Annotated in this window: 12 protein-coding genes; 10 read left to right on the top strand and 2 right to left on the bottom strand. The window is 66.4% G+C overall.

What is annotated here, in order from left to right; all coding sequences use genetic code 11:
• Positions 1-31: 31 nt before the first annotated feature.
• A complete protein-coding gene (locus ASF25_RS03375) occupies positions 32-2,269 on the bottom strand; it encodes a bifunctional (p)ppGpp synthetase/guanosine-3',5'-bis(diphosphate) 3'-pyrophosphohydrolase (protein ID WP_056261919.1) in 2,238 nt (745 codons plus the stop codon).
• 250 nt (positions 2,270-2,519) lie between these two features.
• A complete protein-coding gene (gene rpoZ / locus ASF25_RS03370) occupies positions 2,520-2,924 on the bottom strand; it encodes a DNA-directed RNA polymerase subunit omega (RefSeq protein ID WP_056092390.1) in 405 nt (134 codons plus the stop codon).
• 486 nt (positions 2,925-3,410) lie between these two features.
• On the opposite strand from rpoZ, the gene ASF25_RS03365 reads away from it, so the two are divergent.
• The 10 genes from ASF25_RS03365 to ASF25_RS03325 all read left to right on the top strand — a co-directional run bounded on the left by ASF25_RS03365 (position 3,411) and on the right by ASF25_RS03325 (position 15,357).
• Entirely contained in the window at positions 3,411-5,027 is a 1,617-nt protein-coding gene (locus ASF25_RS03365) for an EAL domain-containing protein (RefSeq protein ID WP_244472881.1), read from the top strand.
• Between the two features lie 33 nt (positions 5,028-5,060).
• Positions 5,061-6,215, top strand: a complete 1,155-nt coding sequence (locus tag ASF25_RS21740; protein WP_082502459.1) for a BLUF domain-containing protein — start codon at positions 5,061-5,063, stop codon at positions 6,213-6,215.
• 299 nt (positions 6,216-6,514) lie between these two features.
• Positions 6,515-7,231, top strand: a complete 717-nt coding sequence (locus tag ASF25_RS03355; RefSeq protein WP_056303254.1) for a carbonic anhydrase — start codon at positions 6,515-6,517, stop codon at positions 7,229-7,231.
• Positions 7,232-7,322: 91 nt separating this feature from the next.
• Positions 7,323-8,261, top strand: coding sequence for an ACP S-malonyltransferase (fabD, locus tag ASF25_RS03350; RefSeq protein WP_056261914.1), 939 nt, complete (start codon positions 7,323-7,325; stop codon positions 8,259-8,261).
• A gap of 14 nt (positions 8,262-8,275) precedes the next feature.
• Positions 8,276-9,016, top strand: coding sequence for a 3-oxoacyl-[acyl-carrier-protein] reductase (gene fabG / locus ASF25_RS03345; RefSeq protein ID WP_056261911.1), 741 nt, complete (start codon positions 8,276-8,278; stop codon positions 9,014-9,016).
• A gap of 309 nt (positions 9,017-9,325) precedes the next feature.
• Positions 9,326-9,562 carry an acyl carrier protein gene (locus ASF25_RS03340; RefSeq protein ID WP_018044468.1) on the top strand — a complete coding sequence of 79 codons (237 nt, stop codon included), beginning with the start codon at positions 9,326-9,328 and terminating at the stop codon, positions 9,560-9,562.
• Between the two features lie 99 nt (positions 9,563-9,661).
• Complete coding sequence (gene fabF / locus ASF25_RS03335) at positions 9,662-10,924, top strand: beta-ketoacyl-ACP synthase II (protein ID WP_056303252.1); 1,263 nt, start codon at positions 9,662-9,664, stop codon at positions 10,922-10,924.
• A 140-nt stretch (positions 10,925-11,064) separates the two neighbouring features.
• Positions 11,065-12,699 (top strand): AAA family ATPase, encoded by a 1,635-nt coding sequence (locus tag ASF25_RS21735; protein WP_162239244.1) that lies wholly within the window; start codon positions 11,065-11,067, stop codon positions 12,697-12,699.
• Positions 12,700-12,848: 149 nt separating this feature from the next.
• Positions 12,849-14,210, top strand: a complete 1,362-nt coding sequence (gene mltG, locus ASF25_RS03330) for an endolytic transglycosylase MltG (protein WP_056303250.1) — start codon at positions 12,849-12,851, stop codon at positions 14,208-14,210.
• Between the two features lie 268 nt (positions 14,211-14,478).
• A complete protein-coding gene (locus tag ASF25_RS03325; protein WP_056303248.1) occupies positions 14,479-15,357 on the top strand; it encodes a YicC/YloC family endoribonuclease in 879 nt (292 codons plus the stop codon).
• The last annotated feature ends 10 nt before the right edge of the window (positions 15,358-15,367 follow it).

The raw sequence follows: 15,367 nt of genomic DNA, 5'->3' as shown, positions 1-15,367 counted from the left end.
GGTCGGTTCGGGATTGCGGGCGTATGTAGGCTCAGCCGTTCACCCGGTCCACCCGCGCCACCGTGCGCTTGCCGCGCAGCTCCGCCACGATGGCGTTGAGGTGCTTCAGGTCCCACACCGCCAGATCGATGACGATCTCGGTGAAGTCCTGGGTTTTGCGCTTCATCGAGAGGTTGTCGATGTTGCCGTCGTGGTCGGCGATGACCTGGGCAATGGAGGCGAGCACGCCCGGCTCGTTGATGGATTGGAGGGCGAGGCGCGCCGGGAAACGTTCGCTGGCGCCGGCCTCCACGTCCCAGCGCACGTCGAGCCAACGGTCGGGCTCGTTGTCGAAGGCGGCCAGGGCCGCCGACTGGATCGGGTAGATGGTCACCCCGATCCCGGGGGTGAGGATGCCAACGATGCGGTCGCCCGGCACGGCGCCGCCATTGGGCGCGAAGCTCACGGGCAGGTCGGTGTCGAGGCCCCGGATGGGGATCGCGTCGGGGCGCCCGGCCTCGGACGGTCCCTCCGGGAAGGTCAGACGCATGGTCTGGTCCTTCGAGAGGCTGAGGCGTCCGGCCCCGCCGGCGACGGGCTGCTGCAGGGGGGAGGGCGCGGTGCGGCGCTCGTCCTTGTGGTCGGGATAGACCGCCCGCACCACGTCGCCCGAGAACATCTCGCCCCGGCCCACGGCCGCGAACACGTCCTCCGTCGAGAGGCGGGCGAGGCGCGGCAGGGCGCCGCGCAGCTTGTCCTCGGAGAAGCTCTTCGCCGCCCGCTCGAAGGCCCGGTCGAGGATCTGGCGGCCGAGGCCGGCATATTGACGCCGCACGGCCGAGCGCGTCGCCCGGCGGATGGCCGCGCGAGCCTTGCCGGTCACCACAAGGGATTCCCAGGCGGCCGGGGGCGATTGCCCGTCGGCCCGGGCGATCTCGACCTCGTCGCCGTTGACGAGTTCGTGCAGGAGCGGCGCCATGCGGCCGTTGATCTTGGCGCCCACCGCCGAGTTGCCCACGTCCGTATGCACGGCGTAGGCGAAGTCGATGGGCGTCGCCCCGCGCGGCAGGGCGATGAGCCGGCCCTTCGGGGTGAAGCAGAACACCTGGTCCTGGAACAGCTCGAGCTTGGTGTGCTCCAAAAACTCCTCCGGGCTGTCGCCCTCGGCCAGGAGTTCGATGGTGCGGCGCAGCCACTGGTAGGCGCCGCTCTCGGTGGCGAGCCGCGGATGGACGCCGCCCGCGTCGTCCCGGGCCGCCCCCTCCTTGTAGAGGGCGTGGGCGGCGATGCCGTACTCGGCGATCTCGTCCATGGCGGCGGTGCGGATCTGCAGCTCGACGCGCTGGCTCTTCGGACCGATCACCGTGGTGTGGATCGAGCGGTAATCGTTCTGCTTCGGGGTCGAAATGTAGTCCTTGTAGCGCCCCGGCACCATCGGCCAGGTGGTGTGGACGACGCCGAGGGCCCCGTAGCAATCGGCCAGGGACTCGACGATGACGCGAAATCCGAAGATGTCCGACAATTGCTCGAAGGCGACGGATTTGCGCTCCATCTTGGCCGAGATCGAGTAGGGGCGCTTCTGCCGTCCCGTCACGGCGGCGGTGATGCCCTGGGCGGCCAGCCGCGCGGTGAGGTCCTGCTCGATGCTCTCGACCAGGCGCTCGGACTTCGCCGTGAGGTCGGAGAGGCGCTGCGCGATGGTGGCGTAGATCTCCGGCTTGAGGTTGCGAAGCGCCAGATCCTCCAGTTCCTCGCGCAGCTCCTGCATGCCCATGCGACCCGCGAGGGGCGCGTAGATGTCGAGGGTCTCCTCGGCGATGCGCTCGCGCTTGTCGACGCGCATGTGGTGGAGGGTGCGCATGTTGTGCAGGCGGTCGGCGAGCTTCACCAGCAGTACGCGGACATCGGCCGCCACCGCCAGGAGGAGCTTGCGGAAGTTCTCGCCCTGGGCCGCGCGCTTCGAGACGAGGTCGAGGCGCTTCAGCTTGGTCAGGCCGTCCACGAGGGCGCCGATCTCGGGGCTGAAGATCGCGCGGATCTCGTCCAGGGTGGCGGCGGTGTCCTCCACGGTGTCGTGCAGCACGGCGGCCACGATGGTGGCGTCGTCGAGGCGCAGATCCGTGAGGATCGCGGCGACTTCGAGGGGATGGGCGAAGAACGGGTCGCCGGACGCCCGCTTCTGGGTGCCGTGGGCGCGCATGGCGTAGACGTAGGCGCGGTTGAGCAGGGCTTCGTCCGTGGCGGGGTTGTAGCGCTTGACCCGCTCGACAAGCTCGTATTGGCGCATCATCCGCGAGACAGACCCTTTTCGGCTTCGAAGTCCCGCACCGCGCGGGCGCCCCCCCTGGATTTGTCCCGCATCGCACGCGCCCACGCCAGCCCCCAAGGCGCGCGGGCGGACATTAATGCGGCCCCCCGTTGGTTTTAGAACGTCGCAGGCCGCAGCGAAGGCGCGACGAGCAGGGTTTCGGGCGCGGACATCCAACAAAAAACCCGGCCGCGAGGCCGGGTTGTTCGAAACGTCCCGTCGGGTGGACCGATTACTCGGCCTCTTCGTCCGTCTCGGTCGGGGGCGCCAGGTTCTCGAGGCCGCGCAGAAGATCTTCCTCGCTCATGCGGTCGAACTGCACGTCGTCGCTGGTGGATTGCGGGGCGACGGCGGCGGCGGCGGGCGAGCTCGACAGCAGCGGCACGGTCTCGGCCTCGGGCTCGTCGACCTCGACGTATTTCTGCATCGAGTGAATGAGCTGTTCCTTGAGGTCGTCGGCCGTGATGGTCGCGTCGCCGATCTCGCGCAAGGCGCAGACGGGGTTCTTGTCGCGGTCGCGGTCGATGGTCAGGGGTGCGCCGGCGGCGAGCAGGCGGGCGCGGTGGCTCGCGAGCAGCACGAGCTCGAACCGGTTCTCGACCTTGTCGATGCAGTCTTCAACGGTGACGCGAGCCATGGGGACGGCTCCTTCCTCGAACAGGGTGTGGGGAATTGAACCGGCCTCTTACACCCCTTGACGTTTGGCAACAAGGCAGGGGTGGGGATGGAGCGACGCCCCTGGGCAGGGGCGTGCGGTCTCGCCCGCGGCTCGGCCCCGACGCGACGAACGGCCGTCGATCCCGGAAACTTCGGAAACGCGGGATCCCGGACTTGCAAAGCACCGGCGAGGGCGCTCCCCCGAGACGACGCGGTGCGACGTTGTGCGGCCGAGCTCAGACGCGATCATGGTAGCCACGGCTTAGTAGAAATTTAGCTGTTCCCAGGCAGACCGTTCGATAACACGCCCATGGCGATTTCAGCGCCGGCATCGGATTGCTTTGATATGGCCGCTCCACTGCGCAATCAGATCGATACAACCATCCGAGACATAACAAATATCAATTCCGGCTCCCAAACGGAGGTCCCATCCTTCGTCGCTGGTTTGCTGCCGTACCTGGATGCCATGCGCCACGGCCTCCTGCTGATCGACGAGACCGGACGCATCGTCCTCGCGTCGGGCCAGACCTTGCGCCTGCTCGGGAGCGAGAAGGCCTTGATCTCCGTGGGATCGTCCCTCCGACAGGTGCTGTACCTCGTCCGGGACCATGCGGGGGATACCTGGAGCCAGGTTCGAGCCCAGCTTCCGCGCTCTTTCGTGCAGCCGGACTCGTCCCGGTTCGAAGTGACCCTTCGCGGGCACCTGCTGGAGGTGCACCTGCACCCCGTCGCGGGCGGGCGCTGGGCCGTCGCGTTCGAGGATGTCACGGCGCGGCGCGCCGCCGAAGCGCAAGCCGAGGAGATGGCCCGTCACGATCTGCTCACGGGCCTGCCGAACCGCCTGCTCCTGCGCGAGCGCCTGAAGGACGCCCTGGGACGGTTGCAGCGGACCGGGGAGGCCTGCGCAGTCCTGCTGATCGATCTCGACCGGTTCAAGCCCATCAACGATACCCTCGGCCACCCCATGGGAGATGCCCTCCTGAAGAAGGTCGCCGATCGCCTGCGCTCGACCGTGCGGGTCACGGACACCGTGGCACGGATCGGCGGCGACGAGTTCGTGATCCTGCAAACCGGGATTCGCGGAGCTTCCGATACCCAGATCCTCGCACGGCGCATCGTCGATCTGGTCGGCCGGACCTACATGGTCGAAGGGCAGCTCCTCACCATCGGCGCCAGTGTCGGCGTCGCCCTCGCGCCGAACGACGGCGAGGATGCCGACCGGCTCCTGAAGAACGCCGACCTGGCCCTCTATCGATCCAAGCTCGACGGGCGGGGCACCTATCGCTTCTTCGAACCGGAGATGGATGCGCGCATGCAGGCGCGCCGTCAGCTCGAACTCGACATGCGTCAGGCCCTGGCACGCCGCGAGTTCTACCTGCACTACCAGCCGCAGCTCCAGCTGGAAGGCAACCGTCTCGTGGGGTGCGAGGCCCTGATCCGCTGGCAGCACCCCGTGCGGGGCATGGTCTCGCCCCTCGACTTCATTCCCTTGGCGGAAGAGATCGGCCTCATCGTTCCCATCGGCGAATGGGTCATGCGTCAGGCCTGCCGCGACGCGGCGACCTGGCCCGCCCCGCTCTCCGTCGCGGTGAACGTCTCGCCGGCGCAGTTCAAGAGCGAGCGTCTGGTCGAGATGGTCATGTCGGCCCTGTCGGCCTCGGGCCTCCCTGCGACGCGCCTGGAAGTGGAGATCACCGAAGGCGTCCTCCTGAACGAGAGCGAGAAGACCCTGCAGACCCTGCATCGCCTGCGCGAACTCGGCGTCCGCGTGTCGATGGACGATTTCGGGACCGGGTACTCGTCCCTGAGCTACCTCCGCTCGTTCCCGTTCGACAAGATCAAGATCGATCGGTCCTTCGTCAGCGACCTTTCGGGCAAGCGCGACGGCGAAGCGATCATCCGGGCCATCGCGGGCCTGGGGCGAAGCCTCGGGATGACCACCGTCGCCGAGGGCGTCGAGACCGCCGACCAGTTGGAGCGTATCCGGGCGGAGGGGTGCACCGATGTGCAGGGCTACCTCATCAGCAAGCCCATTTCCGCTTCCGAAGTCTTCAAGTTCCTCACGCTCGACAACCCCAGATAAGAGATTGCGGTTATTTTCGATTTCGGAGTTTTCATGATGGGCGACCTTTACCGACTGGTCTATGCCAGCAAGAATCTTCTTCAAGGCACGGACGCCGAGATCGCGCAGGCGGTCTCCCAGATCCTTGCGGCCTCGCAGCGCAACAACACCGGCGTCGACGTCACGGGCGCGCTGATGTTCAATGCCGGGGCGTTCGCGCAGGTGTTGGAAGGCCCGCAGCGCGGCGTCGAAACCACCTTCGAGCGCATCCAGTGCGATCCGCGCCACGGCGACGTGACGGTTCTGCAATGCGGCCCGGCCGAGAATCGCAGCTTCACCAATTGGTCCATGGCCTTCGTCGGGCAATCCGCACTCGGCAAAACCCGTTGGGAGGGAATCGCGTCCGCGAGCGGATTCGATCTGACCCGCCTCGACGGCGACGCGGTTTTCGCCATGCTGCACGAACTGGTGCTGGACGAGGAAGGCCTGCCACCGGCGAGCCTCGCCGCTTCCGGGACGCCCGCGGGGGCCGATAAGCCGGTGGAAGCCGAGAAATCGGCGGCCACCGGCAGATTTCCCACTCCCGGATCCAGGGCGACGCTGGACGTCGCGCGCGTCCGAGCCGAGTTGCCGCAACCCGGCCAAGCCTTGCAGGCCAGGCACGGATCTTCGATCGAGCAAGACGCTTCCGTCGGGGAAGACGCTCCCGTGCGGGAAGACGCTTCCAACAGGGAAGACGCTTCCAACAGGGAAGACGCTTCCAACAGGGACGGCGCCCGCACCGAGCGAGGTGCTTCCATCGCGCAGGATGCGGGACGCAGACAGGACGGCGGGACGGCGCAAGCCGCTGAAACGAAGGCCGGCGAGGCGAAAGCCGCCCGCGCAGCATCGGACGACGGGGATCGTTTTGCGGCCAAGCCCGATGCCGTCCTCACGGTGCTGCGCACGGCCCTCGCGCAGGAGCGTCAGTTGACGACGGACCTGCGCAACGAACTCGACGGCCTGCGCATCGCAATCGCACTCCAGCAGGAACAGTCGGACCGGCTCTCGCGGGAGCGCGACCTCTGGGCCGGGCGTGCGCAGCTGCTCGCGAGCGCCATGAGCCAAGAAGCGGGTGCGGTCCCGGGGCGTTCCGGAAACGGGGATCGCGGCACCGCGCCTGCGCACCGGGAGGATCGCTCGGGCTCGTCGATCAAGGCCGTCGCCTGAGAGGGCCGGGCCACGTCGATGACCGGACACGCCGTCGGAGTCCCCGGCGGTGGGACGACGAGGGGTCGCGTCCCCCGAGTTCCGCCCCGGAATACACTTGATTCGAGCCGGACGGCGTAGGGAAGGATCCGGCGTCGTGGGGCCAAGCCCCCCGGGATGAGGCGGCCCGTACGTCCGAACGGGCCGCCTCATCCCGGCACCGCCCTGCGCGAATGGCCCGGGCGACACCGTGCCGAATACTCCTTATCGTCGCGCGTCCGGGGCTCGCCCGAGACCGGAACGAGGGGAGCTCCAAACCGATGACCACCCTGCTCAGCCGCCGCGGCCTGCTCGCCTGCGGCTGCGGCCTTGGCGCCGCGTGCTTTGCCGCCACCAGCCTGCCGGCCCTTGCGGCAAGCCCGTCCGCGAAGAAGACGACGCTCGGCGCCGACGAGGCCCTGGAGACCCTGAAGCAGGGAAACCGCGCCTACCAGACCGACAGCCCCGTGCGCGCCGTGCAGGGCCGCGAGCGCCGCATCGAGATCGCGCTCGGCCAGACCCCGTTCGTGGTGCTGGTGAGCTGCTCCGATTCCCGCGTCTCGCCCGAGATCCTGTTCGGCCGGGGCCTCGGCGAACTCTTCATCGTGCGCAACGCCGGCAATTGCGTCGACACCGCCGCCCTCGGCTCCATCGAGTACGGCGTCTCGCAGCTCGGCGTGCCCCTGGTTCTGGTGATGGGCCACAGCCGATGCGGCGCCGTCGAGGCCGCCATCGATGTGGTGAAGAACAACACCGTCTATCCGGGCTCCATCGGCCGGATGATCGAGCCCATCGTCCCCGCAATCCTGTCGCAGCGCGACAAGCCCGGCGATTACGTCGAGAACTGCGTCCGGGCCAATGTGAGCCGTGTGGTGAACCGTCTTCGCTCCGCCTCGGAGCCGTCCCTGCTCGATCCCCTGAAGGCCGGCATGCTGCGGATCGTCGGCGCCTCCTACAGCCTCGACACCGGCACGGTGGACTTCTTCGACGAGGCCTGACCGGCGCCGTCCGTCGCGTTCGACGGGAAAAGTTGACACGGGGGGCGGGCGGTGCGACTGCGCCGCCCTCTTCGCGAACGAGGACAGCTCAATGGCGCGCGCACTCATCTTCCCCGGCCAGGGCAGCCAGGCCGTTGGCATGGGACGCGCGCTGGCCGAGGCCTTTCCGCAGGCCCGCGCGGTGTTCGAGGAGGTCGATGCGGCCCTCGGGCAGCACCTCTCCCGCCTCATGTTCGAGGGGCCGGTGGACGAGCTCACCCTCACGGCCAATGCCCAGCCGGCCCTCATGGCGGCGTCGCTCGCCACCCTGCGGGTGCTGGAGGCCGAGCGCGGCCTCGATCTCAAACGCGACGTGGCCTGCGTCGCCGGCCACTCCCTCGGCGAATACACGGCGCTCGCCGCCGCCGGCACCTTCTCCATCGCGGACGCGGCGCGGTTGCTGCGGATTCGCGGAGAGGCCATGCAGGCGGCGGTCGCCCCGGGGGCGGGCGCCATGGCGGCCCTGATCGGTGCCGAGATCGCCGCGGCGCAGGCCATCGCCGAAGAGGCGGCGCAGGGCGGCGTGTGCGACGTCGCCAACGACAACGGCGGCGGCCAGGTGGTGCTGTCGGGCGATCGCGCCGCCGTGGAGCGCGCGGTCGCCCTGGCGCAGGCCCGCGGGATCAAGCGCGCGGTGATGCTCAACGTCTCGGCGCCGTTCCACTGCCGCCTCATGGCCCCGGCCGCCGAGGCCATGCGGGCGGCCCTCGGGCAGGTCGCCATGCACACCCCCGTGGTGCCGATCTACGCCAACGTCCTGGCCGCCCCGATCACCGACCGCGACGCCATCCGGGACGCGCTCGTCGCCCAGGTGACCGGCACCGTGCGCTGGCGCGAGAGCGTCGCCGCCATGGCGGCGGAGGGCATCGACTGCTTCAACGAGATCGGCGCCGGCAAGGTGCTCACCGGCCTCGTCAAGCGCATCGCCGCCGGGGCCGCGGCCAGCGCCGTCGGCACGCCCGACGACATCGCGGCGTTCCCCACCTTCTGAGCACAGGACGAGCCATGTTCGATCTCTCCGGCCGCAAGGCCCTCGTCACCGGCGCCACGGGCGGCCTCGGCGGCGCCATCGCCAAGACCCTGCACGCGCAGGGCGCCACCGTGACGGTGTCGGGCACCCGGCGCCCGGCCCTCGAAGCCCTGGTGGCGGAACTCGGGGGCGAGCGCCTGCACATCGCCGAGTGCGACCTCTCCGACAAGGCGGCGGTGGAGGCCCTGGTGCCGGCGGCCGAGAGCGCCATGGGCGGCCTCGACGTGCTGGTGAACAACGCCGGCATCACCCGCGACAACCTCCTCCTGCGGATGAAGGACGACGAGTGGGATGCGGTGATCGCCGTCAACCTCAGCGCCGCCTTCCGCCTGTCGCGCGCCGCCGTGCGGGGCATGATGAAGCGCCGCCACGGCCGCATCATCAACATCGGCTCCGTCGTCGGCACCACGGGCAATCCGGGCCAGGTGAACTACGCCGCCGCGAAGGCCGGCTTGGTCGGCATGACCAAGGCCATGGCGGCCGAGGTCGCCACCCGCAACCTCACGGTCAACTGCATCGCGCCGGGCTTCATCGCCTCGCCGATGACGGACGCCCTGAACGAGAAGCAGCGCGAGGGCATCCTCACCCGCGTGCCCATGAACCGCCTCGGCACCGGCGCGGAGATCGCGGCCGCTGCCCTCTACCTCGCCTCCGACGAGGCCGGCTACGTCACGGGCCAGACGCTCCACGTCAACGGCGGCATGGCGATGGTGTGAGCGCAAGCTTTGCTGCACCGCACACCCGGAATAGCCCCGGGCGGCTCGAAAAAGCCACAGCGATGAACGGCTTGTGAACCGGGCCTCGCCAGCACCGGAACCCTGTGTTAACACCCCGCCTGCCGTGCGAGGGGGGTTGACGGTTCGGCGTGTTGCGGAGATTTCCATAACGACGCGGACCTTGTTAAGGACCGCCCGAGACGCGCGCGATCGAACACACCGGCCGTATCCCAGACCAGTCCATTTCGGTCACGGGCCGGCGGCCACGGCGACACCATCACGACCTTGAAGAGCTAAGGACCAAGAACGATGAGCGATATCGCTGAGCGCGTGAAGAAGATCGTTGTCGAGCACCTCGGTGTCGAGCCGGAGAAGGTGGTCGAGGGCGCGAACTTCATCGATGATCTCGGCGCCGACAGCCTCGACACCGTCGAGCTCGTGATGGCGTTCGAGGAAGAATTCAACGTCGAGATCCCCGACGATGCGGCCGAGACCATCCAGACGGTCGGCGATGCGGTGAAGTTCCTCGAGAAGAACTCCGCCTGAGGCACGACGAGGCGCCGATTGACTCGCGAGTCATGAGCGGGGTCGTGTCCGACCCCGCGCGCCATTCGTTTCATGATGGGACCGGTTCGGGATAGCGCGATGCGTCGGGTTGTGGTGACGGGTTTGGGCATGGTGACGCCGCTGGCCAGCGGGGTCGAGGCCACCTGGAGCCGGTTGATCGCGGGTGAGTCGGCGGCCAAAGTGGTCACGGCTTTCCCCGTCGACGATCTTGCCTGCCGCATCGCCTGTTCCGTGCCGTTCGGCGACGGCTCCAACGACACCTTCGATCCGGATGCCTGGATGGAGGCGAAGGAGCAGCGCAAGGTCGATCCGTTCATCGTCTACGCCATGGCGGCCGCCGGCCAGGCGCTGGACGACGCCGACTGGCATCCGAAGAGCCACGAGGATCAGTGCGCCACGGGCGTGATGATCGGCTCCGGCATCGGCGGCATCGGCGGCATCTACGACGCGTCCGTGACCCTGCACGACAAGGGTCCGCGCCGGATCTCGCCGTTCTTCATCCCCGGGCGGATCATCAACCTGGCCTCCGGTCAGGTTTCCATCGCCCACGGCCTCAAGGGCCCGAATCACTCCGTCGTCACCGCCTGCTCCACGGGCGCCCACGCCATCGGCGACGCGGCCCGGCTGATCCAGTTCGGCGATGCCGACGTCATGGTGGCGGGCGGGGCCGAATCCCCGGTGAACCGCCTGGCGCTCGCGGGCTTCGCCGCCTGCCGCGCCCTCTCCACGGGCTTCAACGACGACCCGACCCGCGCGTCCCGCCCCTACGACAAGGCCCGCGACGGCTTCGTCATGGGCGAGGGCGCCGGGGTGGTCGTGCTGGAGGAGTACGAGCACGCCAAGGCGCGCGGCGCGAAGATCTACGCCGAGGTGGTCGGCTATGGCCTCACGGGCGACGCCTACCACATCACCTCGCCGGCCCCGGACGGCGACGGCGCCTTCCGCTGCATGAGCGCCGCCGTGAAGCGCGCCGGCATCCAGGCCTCCGACATCGACTACATCAACGCCCACGGCACCTCGACCCCCATGGGCGACGAGCTGGAGCTGAAGGCCGTGGAGCGCCTGCTCGGGGAGCACGCGCCGAAGGCCGCCATGTCCTCCACCAAATCCGCCATCGGCCACCTGCTCGGCGCGGCCGGCGCCGTGGAAGCCATCTTCTCGGTGCTGACCATCCGCGACGGCATCCTCCCGCCCACCCTCAACCTCGACAACCCCTCCGTCGTCACCGCCATCGACCTCGTGCCGCACGAGGCCAAGCGCAAGCGCGTGGACGTGGTGCTGTCGAATTCGTTCGGGTTCGGTGGGACGAATGCGAGCTTGGTGATGCGGCGGGTGGATTGAAAGGCAATCATTAGACACCTATCCAAACCGCCTCGAAGCCAAAATTTCCAGCACTTAGCAGGCACAAAGATCGATTTTGTTAGGCGCTCTTTATCTTCACAGGAAACTTTCGGCCATTAAATTATGATGCGAGAATTTCTGTGAAGCTCAAATCCGCAAATTTCGTAGACTTTAAACGTTTTAAAAATTTAACCGTACGTAACTTACCCGAATCCACCCGTCTTATTATGATGGTTGGGCCCAATGGCTGCGGCAAATCCTCTATTTTTGACGGATTTCTACAATGGAAAACTCGCTCGGTAGAGGGCCTGCATGAAGGCCAGCTTGACTACTATATTCGCGGGAAACAGAATTGGGACCGTAGACATCAAATAATTCATAATCAAGTGTCTCTAGAGTTTCATAGTTCGACCCCAACATCTCCAGATGCAATAAGACGGAGCTTCTACTTTAGAACGGCCTATCGATTTGAGGGCTCTTTTGCAATGAGTAGTATTGAAAAAGTAGGGCCAATCATTGAGGAGCGTCGAGCTCAAACAATGGCGGAGTCAGACACAAGCGTGTCAAAAAATTACTCGCGGATTGTTAGCCAGTTAGTCAACGATATTCATCAAAAAACAGACGACAATACTGCGAAAGGTGAGTGGCGAGACCAACGATACAAACCCATACAAGAGTCTCTTAATAGGCTCTTCCCCAACTTGACACTCGAAGGTCCAGGCAACCCACTTGAGGATGGCACATTCTACTTTAGCAAAGGTGACATTGAGAATTTCAGATACGGAAATTTGTCTTCCGGCGAAAAGGCGGCATTAGACTTACTGTTAGATCTTCACGTTCGATCCGGCGCATACCCAGACTCAATCTATTGTCTAGACGAGCCAGAAGCACACATGAATACAAACCTTCATGGGGCTCTACTTGAAGAATTATTCAAATTTATACCCGAGAAATCGCAAATGTGGGTTGCTACGCATTCGATCGGCATGATTCGAAAAGCGATGGAACTCAGCAGCGCGAATTCTGACGAAGTTGTATTTATTGATTTTCATGATCTGGACATGGATGGGGAGATTTCTCTGAATCCGGCAAAAGTAAATCCTTCGTTTTGGTCTAGAAACCTCAGGACAACTTTATCAGATTTATCAGAAATTGTTTCCCCAAAAACTATTGTACTATGTGAAGGTGCGTCTGCAGAGTCTGGAGCGAAGAAAGCAGAATTCGACGCTCAATGTTACCAACGAATATTCGAAAACGAATTTCCTGAAAACTTATTTATATCGGTTGGCTCATCGAGCGATATCTTGAGTAAAGCTACAGTATTCAAGGGCTTTATAAATAAAATTTCCCGCGGATCAAAAATATCAACTCTAATTGATAGTGACGAGCGAACAGAGGGAGAAATAAAGGATGCGGTGGCAAAAGGGCACTTGGTTTTACCCCTCCGCCATATTGAGCATTATTTGCTAGCCGATGAAATATTGACGAAACTCTGTGAAGCGTGCGGACAACCCGAAGCGTTCGAACACATTATTGCGGCAAAGAAACTTTGCATTCAAAATCTGCCGAGTATTGGATATGCTTCAGATGATATAAAAAAATGTAAGGGTCAAATCTACTTGTCTGCTAAAAATTTCTTGCGCGATTCCCGAAAAAAGTTCGGTACAAACGCTGATATATTCTGTCGCGACGTTATGGCTCCTTTAATCACCCCCGAAACACAAACTTATCAAGCTCTGCGGTCAGCAATTTTTGAGACTTCGAAGCCGGATTAGCCAATGTAGCAACCCCCATTTCGCCACAAAACCGACCAAACTCGCGCGCCTAACGGCCAGCCCGTCGCGCCCATTCGAGGCGGCGCGAGACTGTCCCACGTCCTCGAAAAACGGCGGGGGAGGGGGCCCGAGGCCCGAACAGGATCACCATGTTCTTCCGCAAGCGCCCGAATCCCGAGCCCGTGCCGGCCGCCTCCGAGGAGCGGGCCTTGCCGCAGCGCCTGTCGCCGCGCAGCCCGAGCGAGGCCATCAAGCCCACCGCCGCGCCGCCGCCGCCCGATCTGCCGGAGCGCCGCCGGGGCGGCCTGCTCGCCACCATCTCGGGCCTGCTCACCCTGTCGGTGGTGCTGGCCATCGGGGTAATGATCGGCATGACGCTGTTCGAGCGGCAGGTGAAGGAGCCGGGGCCGCTGCCCGCCGACAAGGTGGTGGTCATCTCGCCCCGCAGCGGCACCTCCGAGATCGCCGAGGCCCTGTCCCGCGAGGGCGTCATCGCCCACACGGCCCTGTTCGAGTGGGCCGCCCGCCTGAGCGGCAAGGCCCTCAAGGCCGGCGAGTACACGTTCAAGGCCCATGCCAGCATCAACGACGCCATCGAGACCCTGTCGTCGGGCCGCCAGGTCCAGCACGCCGTCACCTTCCCGGAGGGACTGACGAGCGAGCAGATCGTGGCGCGGCTCAACGACAACGACATCCTGTCGGGCGACATCAACGAGATCCCGGCCGAGGGTGCGCTCCTGCCCGAGACCTACAAGTTCGAGCGCGGCGCCACCCGTCAGCAGATCGTCAACCTCATGCGCGCCAAGCAGCGCGAGGTCCTGGCCGACATCTGGAAGCGCCGCTCCGCCGAGATTCCCGTAAAAACCCCGGCCGAGATGGTGACGCTGGCCTCCATCGTCGAGAAGGAGACGGGGCGGGCCGACGAGCGGCCCCGTGTGGCAGGCGTGTTCGTCAACCGCCTCAACAAGCGCATGAAGCTGCAATCCGACCCGACCATCGTGTACGGGCTGGTGGGCGGGCGCGGCACCCTCGGGCGCGGCATCCAGCGCTCCGAGATCGAGCGCGCGACGCCCTACAACACCTACGTGATCGAGGGCCTGCCGCCCGGCCCCATCGCCAATCCGGGCCGCGCCGCCCTCGAGGCCGTCGCCAACCCGTCGCGCACCAAGGACCTGTTCTTCGTGGCCGACGGCACCGGCGGCCACGCCTTCGCCGAGACCCTGGAGGGCCACTCGCGCAACGTCGCCCGCTGGCGCCAGGTCGAGCGCGCCCGCCAGGCCCCGACCCCGGACGCGGCAGTCGACAAGGTCGAGCCCAACCCGACGCCCGATCCGGGCCGCGCCTCGGCCTACGCACCGGCCGACGGCACCAACTTCGCCGGCGGCGCCGACCCCTCGGCCCCGCGTCCGAAGGCCTTCGACGCCTCCGAGGGCACACGCCTCGATCCCCTACGCAACAAGACCTTCGACCTGAATTCGCCCAAAAGCGTCCCGGTGCTGAAGCAGCCGTGAGACGCGGGGTAGCCGCGCGCGTCCCCGCGCCCCGCTTGTGGGGAGAGGCCCGCGACGCCCCCGTCGTCGGCGCGGCGAGGCGGCAGCCGAGGGTGAGGGGGCGGCCCCGAACGAGCCTCCTGCTGATGAGAGGCCCCCTCATCTTCGCTTCGGCTCCGCCTGCGCTCCCCGCCTGCACGCCGAGGTGCAGGCAGGCCTCTCCCCGCCCGGCGGGGAGAGGGGAGCGGCAACCGGTGTGGCTCTCCTTCGAATACGGTCCCGTCCAACAATGATCCTCTCCAGCATGACAGGGTTCGCCCGGGCCGCCGGCACCACCGGGGCGGTGCAATGGGCCTGGGAGGTCCGCGCCGTGAACGGGCGCGGGCTGGAGGTCCGCCTGCGCGTGCCCAACGGCTACGACGCGGCCGGGGAGGTCGCCCGCACCGCCCTGCAGAAGACCCTGGCGCGCGGGCAGTGCCAGCTCTCCCTCAACCTCTCCCGACCCGACGCGGCCCCGCGCATCAGGATCAACGAGGGGCTGCTGGCCGAACTCGCGGCGGCGGTGGCGCGGGTGCCCCGGCCCGAGGGCGTCGCCCCGGCGACCCTCGACGGGCTCCTGGCCCTGCGCGGCGTCATCGAGGCCGAGGACGAGGCGTCGACGGATACGGAGGCCCTCCACCGCGATCTCGCCGAGGGGGTGGTGCGCCTCGTCACCGACCTCGTGGAGGCCCGCCGCGCCGAGGGGCGGCAGCTGCGCGCCGTCATCGAGGCGCAGCTCGCCGAGATCGGCCGCCTGACCCGAGCGGCGGAGGACTGCCCGGCGCGCAAGCCCGAGGCCGTGCGCGCCCGCCTCGCCGCCACGGTCTCGACCCTGATCGCGGTCGGCAACCTCGACCCCGACCGCCTGTACCAGGAGGCGGTGCTGCTCGCCGCCAAGGCCGATGTCCGCGAGGAACTCGACCGCCTGGCCGCCCACCTCGCCAGCGCCGCCGACCTGCTGGCGGCCGGTGGTCCCGTCGGCCGCAAGCTCGATTTCCTGGCCCAGGAACTCTGCCGCGAGGCCAATACCCTGTGCGCGAAGGCGAACGACATCGCCCTGTCGCGGATCGGACTCGACTTGAAGGCCGTGGTGGAGCAATTCCGCGAGCAGGTTCAGAACGTCGAGTAGGTTTTTTTGC

This window comes from Methylobacterium sp. Leaf100 (assembly GCF_001422845.1).
Taxonomy (GTDB): domain Bacteria; phylum Pseudomonadota; class Alphaproteobacteria; order Rhizobiales; family Beijerinckiaceae; genus Methylobacterium.
This window is presented reverse-complemented; position numbering and strand designations above follow the sequence as displayed.